The sequence below is a fragment of the Mesorhizobium sp. M0410 genome (assembly GCF_040321435.1).
GTDB lineage: Bacteria > Pseudomonadota > Alphaproteobacteria > Rhizobiales > Rhizobiaceae > Mesorhizobium.
On record NZ_JAMYRN010000010.1, the window covers coordinates 23659 to 37732 of the forward strand.

The 14074-nt window shown below is 63.0% G+C and carries 10 protein-coding genes and 1 tRNA gene; 3 read left to right on the forward strand and 8 right to left on the reverse strand.

Translation table 11 applies throughout. The features are described 5' to 3' along the window. Positions 1-107: 107 nt before the first annotated feature. From NKI63_RS16520 to NKI63_RS16530, 3 genes are all read right to left on the reverse strand, one after another. Positions 108-500, reverse strand: coding sequence for an Atu4866 domain-containing protein (locus tag NKI63_RS16520; protein ID WP_502900479.1), 393 nt, complete (start codon positions 498-500; stop codon positions 108-110). Further along, positions 451-1179, reverse strand: coding sequence for an SDR family oxidoreductase (locus NKI63_RS16525; protein WP_352822384.1), 729 nt, complete (start codon positions 1177-1179; stop codon positions 451-453). The genes NKI63_RS16520 and NKI63_RS16525 overlap by 50 nt, the downstream gene beginning before the upstream one ends. 91 nt (positions 1180-1270) lie before the next feature. Then, positions 1271-2023, reverse strand: a complete 753-nt coding sequence (locus tag NKI63_RS16530; protein WP_352822387.1) for an SDR family NAD(P)-dependent oxidoreductase — start codon at positions 2021-2023, stop codon at positions 1271-1273. 136 nt (positions 2024-2159) lie between these two features. On the opposite strand from NKI63_RS16530, the gene NKI63_RS16535 reads away from it, so the two are divergent. Then, the gene (locus NKI63_RS16535; RefSeq protein WP_352822390.1) at positions 2160-3068 is read left to right on the forward strand and encodes a LysR family transcriptional regulator; all 909 of its coding nucleotides are present in this window, start codon (positions 2160-2162) and stop codon (positions 3066-3068) included. Between the two features lie 63 nt (positions 3069-3131). On the opposite strand, the gene NKI63_RS16540 is transcribed toward NKI63_RS16535, so the two are convergent. Beyond that, positions 3132-3208, reverse strand: a tRNA-His gene (locus tag NKI63_RS16540). 332 nt (positions 3209-3540) lie between these two features. Further along, positions 3541-3999 (reverse strand): phasin, encoded by a 459-nt coding sequence (locus NKI63_RS16545; protein ID WP_254819298.1) that lies wholly within the window; start codon positions 3997-3999, stop codon positions 3541-3543. Positions 4000-4251: 252 nt separating this feature from the next. Here NKI63_RS16545 and NKI63_RS16550 point away from each other — a divergent pair, with 252 nt between their 5' ends. Next, positions 4252-7998: a PAS domain S-box protein gene (locus tag NKI63_RS16550; protein WP_352822393.1), complete on the forward strand. Its 3747-nt coding sequence runs from the start codon at positions 4252-4254 to the stop codon at positions 7996-7998. Positions 7999-8279: 281 nt separating this feature from the next. Here the strand turns inward: NKI63_RS16550 and NKI63_RS16555 are convergent, their stop codons facing one another. Next, positions 8280-10238 carry an acetoacetate--CoA ligase gene (locus NKI63_RS16555; protein ID WP_352688463.1) on the reverse strand — a complete coding sequence of 653 codons (1959 nt, stop codon included), beginning with the start codon at positions 10236-10238 and terminating at the stop codon, positions 8280-8282. 183 nt (positions 10239-10421) lie between these two features. Here NKI63_RS16555 and NKI63_RS16560 point away from each other — a divergent pair, with 183 nt between their 5' ends. After that, complete coding sequence (locus NKI63_RS16560; RefSeq protein WP_352508669.1) at positions 10422-12272, forward strand: AsmA family protein; 1851 nt, start codon at positions 10422-10424, stop codon at positions 12270-12272. Between the two features lie 18 nt (positions 12273-12290). Here NKI63_RS16560 and NKI63_RS16565 read toward each other — a convergent pair whose 3' ends face one another. Both NKI63_RS16565 and NKI63_RS16570 read right to left on the reverse strand, forming a co-directional pair. Beyond that, the gene (locus NKI63_RS16565; RefSeq protein ID WP_254819294.1) at positions 12291-13109 is read right to left on the reverse strand and encodes an ABC transporter permease; all 819 of its coding nucleotides are present in this window, start codon (positions 13107-13109) and stop codon (positions 12291-12293) included. Continuing rightward, positions 13106-14074, reverse strand: a complete 969-nt coding sequence (locus NKI63_RS16570; protein WP_352688461.1) for an ABC transporter permease subunit — start codon at positions 14072-14074, stop codon at positions 13106-13108. The genes NKI63_RS16565 and NKI63_RS16570 overlap by 4 nt, the downstream gene beginning before the upstream one ends.

Sequence of the window (14074 nt, forward strand, 5' to 3'; positions counted from 1 at the left end):
GAGAGATGTGGTGTGACCGGCCTTGCAGTGCAAGCTGCCGAGCGCCTCATGCAAGGCATGCAATAGCGTCTTGTGGAACCCTGAAGTGCTTGTCTCAGCGTGGCTCTCTATCGCTGGCGGTAAAGGATCATGCCGGCATGATGGAGGACGCCTTCGACGAACTCACCATCCGCGGTGAAGCCCGTATCGTCCCAGTATTCTATGTGGTTGCCCCGCACTTCGTAGCGTCCCCGGTAGGCGCTCTCGCGGTCACCGCGCGCTTCGTCATAACGGCCGTTCGGCAGGAGTTCGTGCCTGATATGGCGATCCCCGGTGACCCACAGTCCGACATAAGGATGATCTTGCTGCGTCATTGGTTCCTCTGCAAGGATTGGAGTTGAAGGAAGGGTCAGGCCGGCTGGAGTTACAGCAAGGGCAATACCCGTAAGCACTGCGGTCAAGTGGATGGCATCAATGCGCCGCCTTCGTCGGACGCACGACAATCTCGTTGACGTCGACATCGTCGGGCTGTTCGAGTGCGTAGCGCACTGCCCTGGCGATGGCATCGGGTTGCAGGGCAATAGCACGCCAGGTTTTCATGGCGGCGGCAGCGGCTTCGTCGGAGATCGTGTTCGCCAGCTCGCTTTCCACCACGCCGGGATGAATGCAGGTTACCCGGATATCGTCACTCTCCTGGCGGAGCCCATCGGAAATCGCGCGGATAGCGTATTTCGTTGCGCAATAGACGGCAGCCATGGGCGAGACGGCCAGTGCGCCAATGGAACCGATATTGATGATATGCCCGGAGCCACGTGCCGTCATCTCAGGGAGCACCGCCGCGATGCCGTACAGAACACCCTTGACGTTGACGTCCACCATCAACTCCCACTCGTCGACCTTCATGGCTGCCATGGCCGACAGCGGCATGATGCCCGCATTGTTGACGATGACATCGACCTGGCCCCATTCGGCCCGCGCGGCATCGGCGAATGCTGCGACGTCCGCCCTCTTGGTGACGTCGAGCGCTCGCACGCGAACCGTTCCACCAGCCGCCTCGATTTCTGCCGCAAGCGCTTCAAGGCGGTCGGTGCGCCGCGCGCCGAGCATCAGCTTTGCACCTGCCGCGCCAAGTTCGCGGGCGATGCCAGCACCGATGCCGCTGGAGGCACCGGTGATCAGAACAACTTTGTTCATGGTCATCGTAGATGATCCTTTTGGTTTTGTGATTATTTCACGATGTGAAGGGATGGCGTGCGGATGAGCTCCCGCGGCGCGCCGGCTTTATAGGGGATCACTGGGCGGTGTAGCCGCCATCGACCAGAAGCAACGCCCCGGTGATGAAGCTGGATGTCGGCGAGGCAAGAAAGGCGATGGCCTCGGCAACTTCTTGCGGCTGGCCGATCCGGCCGATCGGATGCGCATTGCCGAAGCTGCGCAGCATCTCCCGGCCATTCTCCACCACACCTTCCATGATATCGGTTTCGATCACGCCAGGGGCAACGGCGTTGCAGCGAATGCCCATACGCCCATATTCGATCGCGATTACCTTGGTCAGCTGTGCGACAGCCGCCTTGGAGGAGGCATAGGCCGCCTGCGTCTCGAAAGCCGCGACGGCCGAGATCGATGAGACATTGACGATCGCGCCGCCACCGCCGGCGGCCATCAGTTCCACAGCGGCACGGGCGGTGACGAAGCTGCCGCGCGCGTTGATCTGCAGAATGCGGTCGTAGTCGTCGACCGAGGTCTCCGTCAGACGTTTGTTGAGCGTGCGACCGGCATTGTTCACGACGATGTCAAGGCGTCCGAAGCGCTTCGCCGCGAGCTCGACCGAGCGTCTGGCCAGATCCTCGTCGGCGACGTCGCCGACCAGGGTTGCCACGTCCTCGGCTTCCAATTCGCGTACGGTGTCGCTGAGATCGCTTGCCACGATCCGGGCCCCGCGCGCACGCAGCAGCTCCGCCGTGCAGCGACCGATGCCGCGTGCCGCGCCGGTCACGAGGGCGACTTTTCCATCCAGGTCCCAGGAGGAAGGGAGTGATGTCATGGGATATCTCCTTGTCGGTCGGCTTCGGCTTGGATCGGGGGCATCAAGCCTTCTTGCCGTTGCGACAGAGATAGAGCCAGGGCATTGTCGCGATAAGCCGCCCATTGTTAACCACTAAGATAAGTCTTGCTAACCAATGGACATCGATCTCAATGCAATTGCCGTCTTCGTCACGGTGGCCGAGGAACGCAATTTTCGCGCTGCGGCGGACCGGTTGGGCGTGACGCGCTCAGCGGTCAGCCAGAGCATCCTCAGGCTTGAACAGCGCCTTGGCATCGCATTGCTGCAGCGCACGACACGCAGCGTAAACCTGACCGAAGCGGGCGAGCGCCTGCTGGCGAGCGTCGCACCGGCGATCGCCGACCTGAACGCGGCAGTCGAAGCCACTACGGAGTTTCTGGACCGCCCGCGCGGCCTGCTGCGGATCGCGGTTTCGTCTATCGCAGAGGCCTTTCTGTCAGGACCGTTGCTGGCGTCCTTTACCGAAACGTTTCCCGAGGTGCATCTGGATATTGTGGTCACCGACGAGGAATTCGACATCGTTGCCGAAGGCTATGATGCCGGGGTCAGGCTCGGCGAGGTGATTGAGCAGGACATGATTGCCGTGCCGGTATCGGGCGATCAGCGGCAGATGGCCGTCTGCGCTCCGCGCTATCTCGAAAAGTTCGGAGCACCCGCCCATCCGCGCGAGCTTGTGGCTCATCGCTGTATCGGCTGGCGGCCGGCGCCGGGAGTTTCGCCCTATCGGTGGGAGTTTGGCGAGGACGGGCGCGAATTCGACGTGGCGGTTGCGCCCGAGATCACGACCAACGACATGTGGCTGATGATCCGGCTGGCCGTTGCAGGCGCCGGGATCACGTTCGGCATGGCGGATACATTCCGCCCCTGGATCGACCGCGGCGAGCTTGTACCAATCCTCGACGGCTATTTCCCGCCGTTTGCGGGTTTCTATCTCTATTTCCCCAGCCGACGGAATGTCGCGCCGAAGCTGAGAGCCCTCGTGGACCACCTGCGCGGCGCGCGTCAGGCGCGGGACCGTGGGTGAGGCAACCGGTCATAAGACCGCTTTAGCAGTATTTTGCCGGTCAGAAGTGTAGCTGAAAGGTGATGGTACCGTTGGCTGGGATCGAACCAGCGACCTCCGGATCCACAATCCGGCGCTCTAACCATCTGAGCTACAACGGCACGTTTGCCAGAGCGGGATCGAGATGAAGGGACCCGCTCTGTCGTTCGGCGATGCGTCCATACGGGCTATCGGAGTTTAATTCAAGGCTTTTGGCAAGGCAAAAGCTCGCTCCGGCATCGCGTCATTTTCCGCCGGACAAAGAAAAGGCCGGCGGGAGGAGGTGCCGGCCTTTTCCTGTTACGAGCCAGCGGGAGGAGGTGCTGGCTGGTTACCCCGGTGAGCAGAGGGAGGAGGTTCCGCCCGCCGGGTATTCACTTAAACCACTATATCGCACATCTATTTGTCTGACGAAATGCGACCTTTTGATGCATCGTTAGACTATGTGCAAATATTAGGCGATCTTGATTTCTTTCACGGCCTTCTCGAAGGCGGTCTTGATCGGCTTGGATACGTCCTCGGCCGCCTTGGCAGCAACCGCCTGGAAGTCCTTGGCCTGCTCGACGGTCATTTCGACGCGCTTGCGCAGGAAAGCGGTCTGCAACTCGACGACTTCCGACAGCGACTTGGCGCCGATGAGCGCTTCGAAATGCGAGAAGCCGGCTTCGGCATTGGCGCGCAGGGCGGCGATGGTCTTGAGCGACAGGTCGCTGGAAACGGACTTGGCGGTCTCGTAGGTCGACTCCAGAGCCTTCTGGGTCTCCTCGGCGCCGGTCTTCAGCTTGGCATAGGCCTCTTTCGACTGCTCGACGCCCTTTTCGGCGAAGGCGCGGATCTGGTCGGTGGCCTTGGAAGCGTCGAAGCTCGGGAATTCAACGTTTTCGATCGTTTCAGCGGTCTTGGTCCTGGACATTTTCCATCCTTTTCAGCGGCAGCGGCTTTGACGAAAAGCCGTCTCGTTCATGTATAATGGCAATATAAAGGCAACTTTTGTGCATTGCAACATGTTTGTTGCATCGCACCATAAATTATTTGTTCGTGGCGTTAACCACGCGCCTAGAGATTCCATTGGTTGCACGCTATGACTTGTGGACCTTCGCGCCGTCGGCTTTTATTAACAAAGCGTTAACCGCAAATTGCCCGCTCTGTGAGGGTCGCCAAACGCATGCCGGCTGAAAACTACTCCTTCCTCGATGTCGCCGTGCTCGACGCGGTCCGCCTGCGCTTCGCCGCAGGCGACGCGATCGCTATTCTCTCGGCAGATCTCGAGCAGGTGATCTGGGCCAACGGCCCCGGCGCAGCGGTATTCGGCTATCCCGACATCGGCGCGATCATCGGCGCCTCGGCAGGTTTGCCGCTGATCGCCAGGCGCCAGATCATGGCAACCAGCGGTTTTCCGCAGATCGGCCGCGACCGTGCCATCACGGTCCGGCTGGCGACCGGCCTGACCAGCCGCGCGGTCGGCTTCCTGGCCAGCGCGGTGACCATGCCCGATGGCGAGGAAGCAATCATGCTGGCGCTGCCGGCGGCGCAGACCGGCTCGCGCAGCGCGGCCGAGATCGCCGATCGCGCCATCGGTGGTTTTACGGAAGACGGCCACTACATCGCCTTTGTCGACGCCAAGGGCAATATCGACGCCGCATCGGACGGCTTTTCGGCACTCGGCATCCGGCCTGAGACGCTGGCCGCGCTTGTCGCCGACGTGGCGAACGAGAGCGACCGCATCGTCAAGCGCCTGGTCCCGGGTGGATCCAGCTCCTATCCGGCGGGCCTTGCCCGGCTGACGGACGAGCGGCACCTGCTGGTGGTCATCGACGAGGACCGGCTCGACGGCGAGGCCCCTGATGGCGAGCGCGCCGGCGGGGAAACCGGCAGCGAAGCAGCAGCGGCACCGAGCGGTGGCGATCTTCCCCAGCCGACGGGCCAAGACAACGAGCCGCCAATCGCCAGGATGGGCGCGGCGGAGATCAACCTTGCAGCGATGGAAGGCACCTCAGCATCGGCGGAGCACGAAGCTGTCGACGCGGCTGACAATCAACACACGGTTGGCGAAACGCCGACGCAGCATGATCATTGGTACTTCAATGCCGGCGACGACGCGCAGGTCCCGCCCGGGGCAGCTGCGTCCGGCAAAGCCGAGACCAGCCCGGACGCTTCGCAGGCCGGCGCGGATACTTCGCCGGAAAGCGCCGCAAAAGCCACCAAAGCCGCCTCCCCGGCCGAACGCCGCGCTTCGGCGATCGATCGCACCGCCGCGCCCATGCGTTTCGTCTGGCGTACCGACGCAGAGGGCCGGTTCAGCGCCCTGTCGCCGGAATTTGCCGAGCTCGTCGGCAGGCCTGCCGCCGACGTGATCGGCCGCCGCTTCGAGGATGTTTCGGCCGCCTATGGCCTTGATGCTTCTGGCGAGATTGCCGGCCTGCTCGAACGGCGCGACACCTGGTCCGGCCGCTCCGTGCTGTGGCCGGTCGCCGGCACCGATCTGAAGATACCCGTCGATCTGGCGGCGCTCCCGGTTTACAGCCGCAGCCGGGTTTTCGAAGGTTTTCGCGGTTTCGGTGTCGCCAGGAGCGGCGATGCGGTGGTCGATCCGGATGCCGTCGGCATGGCCCTTGTCGCCGAGGAAAAGCCCGCCGCGAGCGTCGGGCCGGAAGCCGTCGAACCTGCCCCGGCGACACCGAAACCCGCCGATCCGTTCAGGGGCGAAGTGCCGGCGTTGACCATCGTGCCAAAGCCCGAGCGGCGCTTTGCCGACAAGGTGATCCGGCTGGCCGAGCACCGGCAGCCGGCCAACGACAAGGGCCTGTCGACGCTGGAACGCAGCGCGTTTCGCGAGATTGGCGAGCGTCTCAAGAAGGACAGCACCCCGGCCGAAGAACAGCCCAGCGCCGGAAAGCAGAAGCCGGTTGAGAAAGTCGAGGCAGCCGGCAATGCCGACGAGCCAAAGCTGAAAGGAGCCGGCCCGACGGACAAGGGTGAGATGCCGGAACCAGGTCCGGAAAGCGGGGCGGCTGCCGCCGAACCGCCCGAGGCCGATGCCGAGGACCAGAAGGACCTCGCCCGGCTCGACGGCGAGCAGCCGGATGAGGCGGTAGCAGAGGCGCAAGCCGGCGAACCCGTCACACGCCCTGTTTCCGGATCGCTGCTCGACTATGCCGACCGCGAACCCAGCGATGAAGCGCAGGAAGGCGATGAGCCCAGCACGGACCGTCGAACGATCGTCGCCGAAGCGCCGCGGGATGGCGACGACGATAGCATGACGGCCGAAGATTTCCGTGACGCCGAGGACAGTGAGGATTGGTCCGAGGACAGCGCAGCCGACGCTGCCGGCCAGGTGCCGCCCGTCGAGCGGCCGCAGGCACCACCGCTCAAACTCGACGGCTTCGTGCCGTCGGCGTTTGCCGGAGCGGACAACAAGGGGCCGGATACCTCGATGCTCGGCAAGCTACCGGTGCCGGTGCTTATCCATTCCGGCGATCAACTGTACTACGCGAACGACGAATTCCTCGGCTTGACCGGCTATGCGACGCTCAACGCCCTGGACGAGGCGGGCGGGCTCGGCGCGCTGTTTGCCGACCCTTATGCCGACGACGGCAGTTCGGAGGGCGGCGACCGCGCATTACGGCTGAGGACGCGCGACGGTCAGGAGTTTCCGATCGACGCGATTTTGCGCTCCGTCCCGTGGGGGAACGGCAAGGCACTGATGCTGGTCGTACGCCGTTCCGGCGACGACGAAGCATCAGCCATTCCGCATGGCGCTGCCGACGACCAAACGCAGCCGGATGTTTCCGAGCTCAAGGCGCGCATTGCCGAAATGCGCACCATCATCGACACCGCCACCGACGGCGTCGTGCTGATCGGCCGTAACGGAACGATCCGTTCAATTAGCCGTCCGGCGGAAGCGCTGTTTGGCTTCGACAGCGACGAGGTGACCGGCAAGCCGTTCGTCTCGCTGTTTGCGATCGAAAGCCAGCGCGCGGCGCGTGACTATCTCGAGGGGTTGTCGGAGCCCGGCGTTGCAAGCGTGATGAACGATGGCCGCGAGGTGATCGGGCGCGAGGCGCAGGGGCGTTTCATTCCGCTGTTCATGACCATCGGCAGGCTGCCCAACGACAGCGGCTTCTGTGCGGTGGTGCGCGATATCACCCAGTGGAAGCGGGCCGAAGAGGACTTGACCCAGGCGCGCGCGGTCGCCGAACGCGCCTCGTCGCAGAAGACCGATTTTCTGGCCCGCATCAGCCACGAGATCCGCACGCCGCTCAACGCCATCATCGGCTTTTCCGAGCTGATGGTCGACGAGAAATTCGGGCCGGTGGCCAATGACCGCTATCGCGACTATCTGCGCGACATCAACCGTTCGGGCAACCACGTGCTCGATCTGGTCAACGACCTGCTCGACATTTCGAAAATCGAGGCAGGCCAGCAGGAGATGGCCTACGAGGCGGTGTCGCTTAACGACACGCTGGCCGAAACCGTGGCGATGATGCAGCCGCAAGCCAACCGGGAACGCGTCATCATCCGCTCCAGCTTCGCCTCGCGGCTGCCGGAAGTGGTGGCCGATCTGCGCAGCGTTCGGCAGATCGCGCTCAACATCCTGTCGAACGCCGTCCGCTACACGCAGGCCGGCGGCCAGGTTATCGTGTCGACGGCCTACGAACTCTCCGGCGATGTCGTCATGCGCGTGCGCGATACCGGCATCGGCATGAGCCCGTCCGAGATCGAGCAGGCGCTGAAGCCGTTCAAGCAGATCAATGCGCTGAAGCGCGGCCGCGGCGACGGCACCGGTCTTGGGCTGCCGCTGACCAAGGCGATGGTCGAAGCGAACCGGGCCCGGTTCACCATCAACTCGACGCCCGGCGAGGGAACCCTGGTCGAAGTCGCCTTTCCCTCGACCCGTGTGCTCGCCGGTTAGCTATGGTTGCGCAAAGAAAAAAGGCGTCCAACAGGACGCCTTGAATGATAGGATTGCTGTCACAACGGGGCTTGAGCGAATCAGATCCTCTCGGGGCTAAGAGGAACGGGATTTCTCCCTCAAGTTACGCACGACTATCGATGCCGGGCCTTAACAAATCCTTACCGGCACGCCGGAAAATTTACCAATGTGTACCACTCATGAAATCTAGGTAAATTCCGAAGAGATAATTTGTTAACGATACCTGAGACCTCAAAACGGCTCCCGCCTTGGATCCCGGGTCAGTCGGCAAGCTGCGGCAGGTTGCGGAACAGCTCGAGCGCTTCGGGATTGGCGAGCGCTTCCTTGTTCTTGATGGCGCGGCCATGCACCATGTCGCGTACCGCGAGCTCGGTGATCTTGCCCGATTTGGTGCGCGGAATATCGCTGACGGCGACGATCTTGGCCGGCACGTGGCGCGGGCTCGCCCCGATGCGGATTTTCGCGCGGATGCGTTTTTCCAGCTCGGCATCGAGCTCGACGCCTGCCGCCAGCCGCACGAACAGCACCACGCGAACGTCATTGTCGAAATCCTGGCCGATGCATAGTGCTTCGAGGATTTCCGGCATTTGCTCGACCTGATTGTAGATCTCCGCCGTGCCGATCCTGACACCGCCCGGATTGAGCGTGGCGTCGGAACGGCCATGGATGATCAGGCCGCCATGGGCGGTCCATTCGGCGAAATCGCCGTGGCACCAGACATTGTCGAACCGTTCGAAATAGGCGGCTCGGTATTTCCTGCCGTCAGGGTCGTTCCAGAAGCCGAGCGGCATCGCGGGAAACGCCTTGGTGCAGACGAGCTCGCCCTTCTCCTGGCGGAGCGGCCGGCCGTCATCGTCCCAGACATCGACGGCAAGACCGAGCCCAGGCCCCTGGATCTCGCCGGTCCATACCGGTTCGATCGGCACGCCGAGCACGAAGCAGGAGACGATATCGGTGCCGCCGGAAATCGAAGCCAGATGCACGTCCTTCTTGATGCCTTCGTAGACGAAGCGGAAATCTTCCGGCGATAGCGGCGAGCCGGTCGAGGAGATGGCGCGCACGCTGGAAAGATCATGCGTGCGGATCGGCTTGAGGCCGGCCTTGCGCACGGAATCTATGAATTTGGCCGAGGTGCCGAAATACGTCATCTTCTCGGCATCGGCGAAGTCGAACAGCGTATTGCCGTCCGGGTACAAGGGTGAGCCGTCGTAGAGCAGCAAGGTGGCGCCCGACGCCAGGCCCGACACCAGCCAGTTCCACATCATCCAGCCGCAGGTGGTGAAGTAGAAGAAGCGGTCGCCGTCGAGCAGGCCGGCATGCAGCCGTTCTTCCTTGACGTGCTGGATCAGCGTTCCGCCGGCCGAATGGACAATGCATTTGGGGATGCCGGTCGTGCCGGACGAAAACAGGATGTACAGCGGATGCGAAAACGGCAGCCTCTCGTAGCTGACAGGCCTGGCGGCAAAGGGTGACAGCGCCTCTTCCAGCGCGGCCGCCTTGCCGATGGTCGCCGCGACGTCGAGCGAGGTGCCGAGATAGTCGACAATGAGGACCTTGCGGACGGTGGCGAGCTTGCCCGCCACGGCCGCGATCTTGTCGGCGACTTCGATCGCCTTGCCATTGTACCAGTAGCCGTCCGGCGCGATGAACACGACAGGCTCGATCTGGCCGAACCGGTCGAGAACCCCCTGCTCGCCGAAATCCGGGGAGCAGGACGACCAGACCGCGCCGATCGAGGCGGCCGCCAGCATCGCAGCAACGGTCTCCGGCATGTTGGGCATCATCGCGGCGATGCGGTCGCCCTTCTTCACCTTGAGCGACAGGAAAAGCTGCTGCAGGCGCGAGGTCAGCGCATGCAGCTCGTTCCAGGACAGCCGCCGCTCGACCTTGTCCTCGCCGCGAAAGACGATTGCGTCGCCAAGCCCGGTTTTCTTGAGGAGATTCTCGGCGAAGTTCAGCTTCGCATCAGGGAAGAAGGTCGCGCCGGGCATCTTGTCGCCATCGATCAGCACGCGTTCGCCCTTGTCGCCGACGATGCCACAAAAGTCCCAGACCAAGCTCCAGAAGGTCTCGCGGTCATCGATCGACCAGCGATGCAGGTCGGCATAGGAGGAGAAAGACTCGCCGGCCATGCTCGCCGCGGCGTTCATGAAGGCGGTCATCGGCGCCGCGTCGATCTGCTCTTGCGTCGGGATCCAGAGCGGTGCGTCGTCAGCCATCATTGTTCCTCCGCAGGCTGCATCGCTTATGCAATATCGCGATGCAGCAGAGCAAGATTTTGTTGGACCGCGCCGGTCAGGGTGTGCGCAAATGCCATCGCCGGGCCATAAAGACTTGAAATGCGTCAGCCGTCGGTTACACCCGTCGGGCGATTTTGTCGGAATGGAAGCATACAGGGCGATATGCCATCACCTTTGATCCGACGCGGAATATGGGCGATCGGCGCAGCCGTCATCGTCATCGCGCTGGTCGTCGCAGCCTTGCCGTTGATCGCCTCGACCCGCATCGTACGCGACCGCATCGCATGGGAAATGAGCGCCTGGAGCGGTTTCCGGGTCACCATCGACGGCGCGCCGCGCATCGAGGTCTGGCCGAATTTCCGGGCGATCCTGAGCGACGTGACGCTGTCGCAATGGACAGAGACGGATGCGCCGCCCGTGGTCGAAGCCGAACGGGTCGAGGTCGACCTCTCGGCGATGGCGGCGCTGCGTGGCGACGTGGTGTTTTCGACGGCGCGGCTGGTACGACCGACGATCCGGGTTCAGCGTACCGCGAGCGGGTTTTTCCTGCCTGCGATTCCCAGCGGCGGGCGCATTACGCGTTCGATCGATGCTGCCCGCGCGGTGATCAACACAAATCCCGCCAAGCCGGATCTCGGCAAGCTGCCAACAGATCCGTTCGGCACAGTCGAGTTCAGGGACGGCCGCGTGGTGGCTGCCATCGGCGACAAGGACCAGGAGATATTGAGCAGCCTGAGCGGCCAGGCGAACTGGGCCGCGATGAACAGCAATGCGACGCTGTCGGCGACCGGGATATGGCGCGGCGAAAGTGTTGCCATCGACGCCGCATCGCCGAACCCGCTTGTGTTGTTTGGTGGCGGCACAGCACCGGTCACGTTTTCCTTCAAGGCGGCGCCGGCCAGTTTTTCATTCGACGGCCGCGCCAGCATGTCGGAAAACGGCTATTTCGACGGCCAGGCAAAATTCGCCGCACCTTCGCTCCGACGCGTGCTCGAATGGTCGCAGGCCGGCATCGCGCCCGGTGCGGCAATCGGCTCGATCTCGGTTTCAAGCAAGATCACGGCGACGGCCGGGCGCGTCAAATTCGAAAACACCGCCCTGACCCTCGACAACAACCCCGGAATGGGCGCGCTGGACTTCACCTACGGCGAGGCATTGCCGGTGATCTCCGGCACACTTGCCTTCGATACGCTCGACCTCAGATCATTTCTTTCCGCCTTTGCCCCGGTGCCATCGGCCGGCGGCACCGATCCGGGCGAAATCGATACGAGCTTCGCCGACCGGATCAATCTCGATCTCAGGCTGTCGGCGGCGCATGCCACGGCCGGCGCCATCCAGCTTGCCGAGGTCGCCGCCACCGCCCAGGTCAAGAACGGCCTTGCCGTCTTCGACATCTCGGATGCATCCGCCTTTGGCGGCAACGTCCAGAGCAGCGTCCGTTTCGACCGCAAGCCCGCCGGCACCGAAGTCGAGATCCGGCTGCTTGCTTCCGATATCGACGGCGGCGCTTTCGGCACCGCGGCCGGGATGACACGGCTGGTGCCGATCGGCACTGGAACCGTTTCGGTCATCCTCAAGGGGCCTGGCAGAACCTGGGACTCGATTTTCGAAAACGCCAATGGCTCGCTGTCCGCGACGTTCGGCGCGGGTGCGCTGAGCCGGCTTAACCTGCCGGCGTTCCTCAAGCACACCGAACAGGGCGGATTCTTCGCGCTGGACGACGTCTCGGACGGAACGCTGCCGATCGACGGGGCAGAGCTCAAGGCGAGCATTTCGAACGGCGTGGCACGCATCGACAAGGCCGAGGTGAATTCCGCGCAATACAAGATCTGGCTTTCCGGCATTGCATCCTATGCCGGACGCGGGCTGGCACTGTCCGGCGGCATCGTCCGGCCGAGCCAGGCTGCCACGCAGACGAACGCCCAGGGACCCAATCAGTCGTCGTTCTTCGTCGGCGGCACGTGGAGCACGCCGTTCATCTCGCCGATAAGCCGCGGCGTTTCGGGAGAGTAAGCAGCAGCAGCAGCAGCTTCAACCGCGCTGCGCGGCCTGCTCGTCGCGCTGGCGCTGCACTTCGCGGCTCTTGTTGACAAGCGAAGCGATGATCACACCGACGGCGACAACGGCGATCAGGATGGTGCAGGCGGCGTTGATTTCCGGCGTCACGCCGAGGCGAACTTGGCTGTAGATCTTCATCGGCAGTGTCGTGGCGCCGGGACCCGAGGTGAAGCTGGCAATAACCAGGTCGTCGAGCGAGAGCGTGAAGGCCAGCATCCAGCCGGAGACGATCGCCGGCATGATGACCGGCAGCGTGATCTGGAAGAAGGTCCTTACCGGCGGTGCACCGAGGTCCATCGCGGCTTCTTCCAGTGACCGATCGAAGGTGATCAGGCGCGACTGCACCACCACCGCGACGAAGCACATGGTCAGCGTGGTGTGGGCAAGCGTCACCGTCAGAAAGCCGCGGTCGAGGCCGACGGCGACGAAGAGCAGCAGCAGCGACAGGCCGGTGATGACTTCGGGCATGACCAGCGGCGCAAACACCATGCCCGAAAACAGAAGCCGGCCGCGAAAGCGCGTGTAGCGTGTCAAGGTGAGCGCCGCCAGCGTGCCGAGCACGGTCGCCACGGTTGCCGAGATGACGCCGACCCGGGCCGTCACCCAGGTGGCGTCCATCAGACCCCGGTTGTGGAACAGCGAGACGTACCATTTCGTCGAGAAGCCGCCCCAGACGGTGACCAGCTTCGACTCGTTGAAAGAGAACACGACGAGCAGGACGATCGGCAGGTAGAGAAAGGCAAAGCCGAGCACGATCGAAATGACGTTGAAGCGGCTCCAGGTGGCGTTCATTGGTCCTGCTCCTGAGCACGCGCCTGGGCCCGCTGGAAAATCATGATCGGCACGATCAGCAGCAGCAGCAGGATGACGGCAACGGCGGACGACACGGGCCAGTCACGGTTGGCGAAGAACTCGTTCCACAGCGTCCTGCCGATCATCAGCGTCTGCGAGCCGCCGAGCAGGTCGGGAATGACGAACTCACCGACGGCGGGAATGAACACCAGGAGGCAGCCGGCGATGACGCCGGGCAGCGACAGCGGAAAGGTGATCTTCCAGAAGGCGCTGGTCGGCGGGCACCCGAGATCCTTCGCCGCCTCGATCAGCGTATGGTCCATCTTCTCCAACGACGAATAGAGCGGCAGCACCATGAACGGCAGATAGGAGTAGACGATACCGATGAAGATAGCCGTATAGGTGTTGAGGATGATCAGCGGCTGGCTGATGATGCCGCTGGCGAGCAGCAGCTGGTTGAGCAGGCCCTCGGGCTTGAGGATGCCGATCCAGGCATAGACACGGATCAGGAACGAGGTCCAGAACGGCAGGATCACCAGCATCAGCAAGGTCGGGCGGATCGTCGCCGGAGCGCGCGCCATGCCATAGGCAATGGGATAGCCGACAAGCAATGTCAGGACCGTCGAGATGGCGGCGACGACGACGCTCGTCACATAGGCGTTGAAGTAGAGCGCATCCTTCGTCAGCCACGTGTAGTTGTCGAAATTGAGCGCGCCAACCCCCGAGATGAACCCGGAAATGCCGCCGCGGAAATCGAGCACCGGAGTATAGGGCGGCATGGCGATCGCCGTCTGCGACAGCGAAATCTTGAAGACGATGATGAACGGGACAAGAAAGAAGAACAGCAGCCAGAGATAGGGGACGATAATGACGAGACGGCTAACGAAAGCCGCGCTCAGCCTGGCCGAGGCGGATTTGCCGGCAGCATTTGCCGGAGAGCTTGTTGCGGCAGTGACAGCGGACAT